This window comes from Wolbachia endosymbiont of Pentalonia nigronervosa (assembly GCF_014534705.1).
Taxonomy (GTDB): Bacteria; Pseudomonadota; Alphaproteobacteria; order Rickettsiales; family Anaplasmataceae; genus Wolbachia.
The window spans coordinates 1-7,157 of the sequence record NZ_JACVWV010000062.1; the positions used below are offsets into that span (position 1 = coordinate 1).

The following is a 7,157-nucleotide window of genomic DNA, read 5'->3' on the forward strand; positions in this document are numbered from 1 at the left end:
CTAAGTCCTGCAGCAATTATAGGGCTATGTATCATGATAGTATTACTTGCTATAATATTTAGAGGTATGATTTTTTTTATAGTAGTATGTTGTACGCTGGCTATAATGTTTGGTGGTACAGAAAGGGCCATTTCTTATTTAAAAGAAAAATTTGAAGGAAAATTTGATTTTGTGAAGAATATGGATTTAAAATCTAGTACTGTAAAACCAGAAAAAGGTGATAAGAATAAGGATAAAACGGACCATTAGGGTAAATTGCCTTTATTGGGATCATGTGTATATTGTATGCAACTAAAAGTGCCAACTGTTAAATATAAAACTGAAAAGAAAAGCAGTTCAGCATCAGTAGAAAATATTAACTTGGATTTTATTCCTTATGCTTGCCATTATGATGAAGAAACTATATTAACAAAGCAGGGAGAACTATTAAAAATAATCAAGCTAGAAGACTATTCTTCCGCTAATAACTATAGTGATTTAAGAACTGAGATTAGAAAAAGCATATCAAGAAATATCAATAATCCAAACTTTACTGTTTGGATTCATACTGTGAGAAAACATGATGCGATTGATTTGCATTGGAATAAAACTAAAGATTTTTCTGACCAATTGCATTCCAGTTGGTTTAGTAAACTTACTGATAGTAAATTACAGTATGTCAATGAGTTATATGTGGTCATATTGATTAGTAACTTTGATGGGCGTATCAAGAGTTCGTTGTTTTTTAACCATATAAAAAACAAGCACAAGCTATCTTTACAGAAAAAGCATCAAGAATTACAGAAAATAGCCAGCTTAATTACAAGTGATTTGGAACCTTTTGGCGCTAAAAGTTTAGGTTTAAGGGTTCATCAGGATAAAATATATTCTGAAATGATAGAGTTTCTTCACTATATTGTTACACTCACACATAAGGAATATTCAATATCTGAATACGATCTATCACAGCACGTGAGAAATCTTAAAATAGCCTTTGGTTTTAACGTATTTCAAACAGTTTTTGCAGAGCAACAAAGATTCGGTGCTATCTTTAGTATGAAGGAATATCGTGAAATTCCTTTAAGCAACATAGATAGATGTTTACAACTCGACTCTGAGTTAATTGTGACAGAAGTCATGATATTCATTAATAAAACAACAAAAGAATTTAAAAGGCAAATTAATATGTTGCAGGTTAGTGAGGATAATAATTTACTGAGAAATTCAGGAATAGAAGAAATACTAAAACTTGAAGAGGATCACCAGATAAATTTTTGCCAACAAAAAATCATTTTTACATTGCTGGCAGAAAGCAGAGAGAATTTAGCTAAAAGTATTAATGAACTATCATCTACAATGTCAACTATTGGCTTAATGACATACAGAACAGATTTACATATGGAAAATCATTTCTGGGCGCAACTTCCTGGTAATTTTGCCTTTGTCACACAACCAAAAAGTATTTTGATAAAATATGCTTGCAGTTTTGCTATGTTGCATGATTTTACATCAGGAATGTTAAAAGGAGGAAGGTGGCAAGAAGCAATAACGGTTTTTTTTTCAAAAAAAGGCAATCCCTACTTCTTTAATTTTCATGGCAGAAAAAATAATGGTCATACTACTATACTTGGATCTCAGAATTCAGGCAGAACTTCATTGATTAATTTTTTACTATCTGAATCAAGAAAGTTTAATCCAAGAATCATGATATTGGATAATACCGGAAAATCGATAATTTTCACTAAATCAGTAGGTGGCAAGTACTATATAATTGATCCACAATATAAGGATCAAAGCATAAAGTTTAATCCGCTAAACATCGAAGATAATACTATGAACCGCAACATGTTATGCGAGTTGATTAAAAGAATGGTAGCTAGAGAAGAAATGGATGAAAAGATAAAAGAAGCTGTAGATTCCATATTCGCTATACTGAGAGAATCGCGTTCAATTGCACAAGTTTCTGAGGTATTAAAACCTCTTGGAGGAAACATAGATAAATGGCTTGACGATGGAGAATTTGCTTATCTGCTTAAAGATGATGATGAATCGGATGTCAATTGGCAGGCAACCATTGTCTCTATCAATACTGCAAACCTCACAACACAAGAAGAATGTATGTCCGTTATGCTTTACTATTTTTTATATTCTTTTGAGGTAAGATGTGATGGATCACCTGCAATACTCGTATTGGATGGGGCGTGGGAGGTAAGTAGCATTTTTGCTACAGAGAGAGAATTTGATAATTGGATGAAAAAAATGACGGAGCTGAATGTTGTGGTAATTTTAAGCACAGAAAATTTAAATCTAGCATTTGCAAGCAAATTTACTCAATATTTAGACAAGCATATTGATACAAGGATCTTAATGCCTAATGTTAACGCAAATAGACTATATATGAAGGCGTTTTCCTTATCAAAAGAGGAGCTGAATATAATTCTCCAGACACCAACACAAGAGGGTTTATTTTTGATAAAGCAATATAAAGGATTAGTAACTTTAAATTTGGATTTAAAAAACATGCGAGAGACGCATGTGCTTTCTGCTAATAAAAAAACTATACTATATATGTATGAGGCAATACAAGAGAAAGGAGAAGAAGTTAATGAGTGGTTACCGGTGTTTTATGAAAAGTGTAAGTCTTAAGTTTATAATAGTATTCTTAATGTGTTGCTTTACATGTCAAGGGTATGCTGATGATGGTTGTCCTTGGAATGTGAAAGGTAACACTGAACTTGAAATTACAGCAAACAAAGCAGGCAAAGGCATTGCAGGCTTTTTTTCGGGTATCGGTGATCTCTTTAGAGGTAAAGTTGAGTTTGATGTGGATTTTGACCCAAAAAAGTTACAATACATCTCAGCACACATTATTAGAGATAAAGGGGTTGAAGGATATTTCAATCCCAGGATTAAAGTATGTGATTATGAAGGAGGTAATTGTTATGAACTCTATAATGGCACATCATGTCGACAAATATACGGAACACAATCATCCGGTGCAGGGGTTTCTGCAGCAGTTTTTATTGATTGGGAAGGAGATAAAGTTGCTATTGGTAGTACACTTGCTGGCGGCCTTGAATGGGAGTGGGCAAAAGATGTAACTGCAGAAGAAAAAGAAAAATTTGCTAAATCTCCTAAAATATGTGCTTGTAGCCAAAAAGGAGCATGCATGTCCGGAGTAAATGCATGGGGCGCTAAAGTGTTTGCAGGAGACTATATTTTTTATCCAGGAGAGATGGATAAAATTTGTGATACTTGCTCAACATGGCAGAATGGAAGGCAAAAGATAAAATGCGCCCCTATTCCTCTTGCACCTGGACCTCCACCATTTTGCGATCAACTTAAGTCTTCACCTCCGCAGGTCAAAATTGTGCCAGTTAGTGCAAATGATAATGATTATTTTGATCCAAAAGTTAGGGTGATAATTACTGGATTAAAAGAAGTAAAGAGTTTAGATTTTCCCAAGGAGATTTCAGATAAAGAAAATAGAACTGACCTGCCACATCATATTAAACATAAGAATACTACTTATTACTTTAAGACCTACAGGGAAAAAAGTAAACTCTGTGCTGAGTACTACGGAACTCAAGAAATAAATGATAAAAATTTGCAGTTTACGCGTTGTTTTCCTGTTCCATCTGTACCACAACCTGAAATAGTGAATGTAGAAGGTAACAATACATTGAAAGTTAAAATGAGAATGAGTAGCAAGATCTGTAGAGATTATGGTACCTACAGTAATGGTATCTGTATTTTTAATATTTATGACAATCGTAAGACAAATATAGGTCCTTTTTCTTTAAAGGTAATAAAACCGGCCATGACCCAAAAAGGCCAAGATAACATTGATGCAGCGTTAGATAAGATATTAAGTAATGAGACAAGATTTAAAACACTGCGAGATTATGGTTGCGTTCCTAGAATTGAGGTAGGATGCGAAGATAAAGTCCCTGGTGCAAACAATAAATGCAAGTTGGATGATTTAGGATATCCAAAAATTAAAGTAAGTTATCAAGAAAATAAGGAAACTGATAAAGGAAATAACATGCTTTGTATTTCTGGCTATCAACCAAAACCTGAAGAGTTTGTGCTTGCAAGACCGGGAGAATTAATACGATTGAAATTAATGGATACCGGCTACACTAAATATGTTCCTGTTTATTCAGAAGAATCAAAGAGCCTTTATTATCTCGCGCGTGATGAAACATTTGATCTTTTAGCACAACCTCAGGATAAATTGGATGAAATAGTATTTGATAAGAAAGAATATATTACCCTTCCTAGAGATCCGAATAATGAGGGAAAAGAATTATGTATTGTGAAAACAGATAGTGACATAGATGGCAAGAGAAACAGCCACAACTGTAAAGTAGTATATAAGTTAATAGATTCAGAATATAAAGGACACTGTCAGCCAAAAGATGATGGATGTGTTGTGATAAATGGTGTATATACTCGCTCAACGAAATACGTTAAAAAAGACACCGGTGAGCCGTTCTATTTGAAAGTTTCACAGAAAAGCAATGGTGATATTAAGCCAGAAGAAAAGCCAATCAGGGCAAATAAAACTGAAGTTTTCTATGCTGATAAGTTATGTACATTTAACTTGAAAGGTTTAACATATGATTTGAATAGAGTAGTAATGGCACATTTACAAGGAATAAAGACAAAACAGGAAGATCAATATAAGAAACGCTTCGATCTTGCAGGTAGTGGTAACTACACTGATGATTTATCAAAATATGAATATGTTGAAATAGAAGCATGGGGTGGTGGTGAAGCAGGACACATATCTGGTCAAGCTCGTTCAAAAGAAAATAGAATTGGCATGCCAGGTGACTACATTAGAGCCAAATTGAAAGTTGATAGCAATTATCCTTACCTTAAAGCAACTGTTACGGAAGGTGGTGGTAATGTAACACAGTCTATAACAAATAAGGATGGAGGACCAACCATAATAGAAATGTGTAGCAGTAACTCAGGGGGAAAGTGTAAACCATTAGTAACTGCTGCAGGTGGTGGTAGGTTCAAACAGTATGGACAAGGAATGCAAAGGATAGAAACGAAAGTCCATAGGGACTTACAACCAGGAGAAACTCAAAATATAAAAGTTGCAAGTCCAGAAATGAGAAAAAACAAACAAGCAGCGTATATAGTATATAATATGATATCTAACACTAGCGAAATAAGATACGAAACAGTCAATCGATGCAGTGATGATTTTAAAAGCAATATGTATGGAGCAGGTGGGTGTGTTGATAAAAGTAGAGGCATTTACAGTAAAGGTTCACCAGGACATGTAATTATTAGACCTATGGGGAACGAAATTAACAAGGACGAGATAAGTAAGGCTATCAATGACTTATTAGAAGATAAAAATAAAGGAATTAATATCAATGATGAGACCATCAAGTCTCTAGATCCTACAATTGCTGAAATGATTAAAGATAAAGTCGCAGAAAAACTTGCGTGCACTAAATGAAAACAATATACGTATGTCAAGCCTGCGGTCATAGTACTGGTAGGTGGGTAGGAAAGTGCATTGCATGTGACAGTTGGGATACAGTTATTGAAGAAAAAACTGGTACAAGAAAAATTTTACCTGTACCAATTCTGTCATCCGACAATGAACCAAAACGCTTTTCAACGGGGATAGAAGAACTGGACAGAGTTTTTGGTGGAGGTATTGTTCAAGGTGCTAGCATTTTAATTGGCGGCGAGCCTGGAGTTGGAAAATCAACTCTTTTGCTTAAGATTGCCGCACAACTTTCTTCTTTCGAATGCCTTTATGTTTCTGGCGAAGAATCTTTAGAGCAGATAAGTTTGCGAGCAAAACGTCTTAAGATAAGTACACCTGGAATTAAATTATTATCTACAGTTTCTTCTTCCGACATAATAACAGCGATAAAAGACAATAAAAACGTTAAGTTTGTAATTATCGACTCTATACAGACTATGTATGACAGCAACATCACATCAGCACCAGGTACTGTTACTCAAGTACGTGCTTGTGCTCATGAGTTAACCATCGTTGCTAAGCAATATGGTATTTCCCTCTTAATAGTTGGTCATATTACTAAAGATGGACAAATAGCTGGACCAAAAACTTTGGAACACATGGTAGACACGGTATTATATTTTGAAGGTGACAATAGTAATCAATATCGCATTTTGCGTACTATCAAAAATAGATTTGGTCCTGCAAACGAAATTGGTGTTTTTGAAATGTCTGAAGCTGGGTTAACACCTGTCAGTAACCCATCATCGCTATTTCTCATGAATCGTGACAAAGAAGTTGTAGGCAGTGCAGTGTTTGCCGGAATTGAGGGGTCAAGGCCTATTCTGATGGAAGTGCAGACGTTAATAGCTGGCACTAACATGGCAACTCCCAGAAGAGCTGTGGTTGGATGGGATATTAATCGTTTGGCTATGATCATTGCAGTACTAAATGCCCGTTGCAAAATGTTCCTACATGATAAAGAAGTATACTTAAATATTGCAGGAGGGCTGAGAATACAAGAACCTTCAGCTGACCTTGCTGTTGCTGCCTCACTAATTTCAAGTATAGTAAACTTACCATTACCTGCACTTTCAATCATCTGTGGTGAAGTAGCACTTTCAGGTGAAATTAGAAACATTTCGCATGCTGACCTCAGGCTAAAAGAAGCACAAAAACTAGGATTTAAAAAAGCAATCATGCCCAAAAATGGTCATTATTCTTCTCATGATATTGAAATAATAAAGCTCGGCCATGTGAGAGAATTAAGAGATATTTTTTGTCAGTAGATCTTCTATACAAAATAATGAAAAAAGTGTTCTTCATTGCGATTTTCAATAGTATACTATTTTTGAAGGAAGTTGAGTATCTTTCGACCCATACTATTCGTGAGACCAAGACTAATGTTACAAGATTTTCAATTTGTTTTTATTGAGTTGCCGAAATTCACGAAAGATGCGGTGCTAGAACATTGAGTTATGGTGTTAGGTAGTGTCGACATTTATTTTAACCAAAGATATATAGAAGCAATATGGACAAAAGATAAGAAAGAAATAGCTAATTTATCATAACGAGTAGCAACCCTACGAAAATTCTTGAGTTTATTGAACATTCTTTCGATGAGATTTCTCTCTTTATAAAGCTCTTTATCGTATTCTCTTGGTGTTTTTCTATTGGAACG

At 34.7% G+C, this 7,157-nt stretch carries 4 protein-coding genes and 2 pseudogenes; 5 read left to right on the forward strand and 1 reads right to left on the reverse strand.

From position 1 onward, the window contains the following. The 5 genes and pseudogenes from IC220_RS05625 to IC220_RS07910 all read left to right on the forward strand — a co-directional run. Positions 1–249: pseudogene (locus IC220_RS05625) on the forward strand (hypothetical protein); the annotation flags it as partial. Between the two features lie 36 nt (positions 250–285). Further along, on the forward strand, positions 286–2,625 hold the full coding sequence (locus IC220_RS05630) for a VirB4 family type IV secretion/conjugal transfer ATPase (RefSeq protein ID WP_188153532.1): 2,340 nt from the start codon (positions 286–288) through the stop codon (positions 2,623–2,625). Next, positions 2,606–5,461 carry a hypothetical protein gene (locus tag IC220_RS05635; protein WP_188153533.1) on the forward strand — a complete coding sequence of 952 codons (2,856 nt, stop codon included), beginning with the start codon at positions 2,606–2,608 and terminating at the stop codon, positions 5,459–5,461. Before IC220_RS05630 ends, IC220_RS05635 begins: the two co-directional genes overlap by 20 nt. Beyond that, entirely contained in the window at positions 5,458–6,765 is a 1,308-nt protein-coding gene (radA, locus tag IC220_RS05640; RefSeq protein WP_188153534.1) for a DNA repair protein RadA, read from the forward strand. Before IC220_RS05635 ends, radA begins: the two co-directional genes overlap by 4 nt. Before the next feature lie 8 nt (positions 6,766–6,773). Then, positions 6,774–6,933: pseudogene (locus IC220_RS07910) on the forward strand (Rpn family recombination-promoting nuclease/putative transposase); the annotation flags it as partial. 44 nt (positions 6,934–6,977) lie between these two features. On the opposite strand, the gene IC220_RS05645 reads toward IC220_RS07910, so the two are convergent. Beyond that, positions 6,978–7,157, reverse strand: a 180-nt coding sequence (locus IC220_RS05645; RefSeq protein WP_188152748.1) for a transposase, incomplete at its 5' end; no start/stop codon positions are given.

Bases quoted from the DNA above. Each gene is read 5' to 3' on its own strand.
- IC220_RS05630 (WP_188153532.1), top strand. From the start codon at position 286: ATGCAACTAAAAGTGCCAACTGTTAAATATAAAACTGAAAAGAAAAGC.
- IC220_RS05635 (WP_188153533.1), top strand. From the start codon at position 2,606: ATGAAAAGTGTAAGTCTTAAGTTTATAATAGTATTCTTAATGTGTTGC.
- radA (WP_188153534.1), top strand. From the start codon at position 5,458: ATGAAAACAATATACGTATGTCAAGCCTGCGGTCATAGTACTGGTAGG.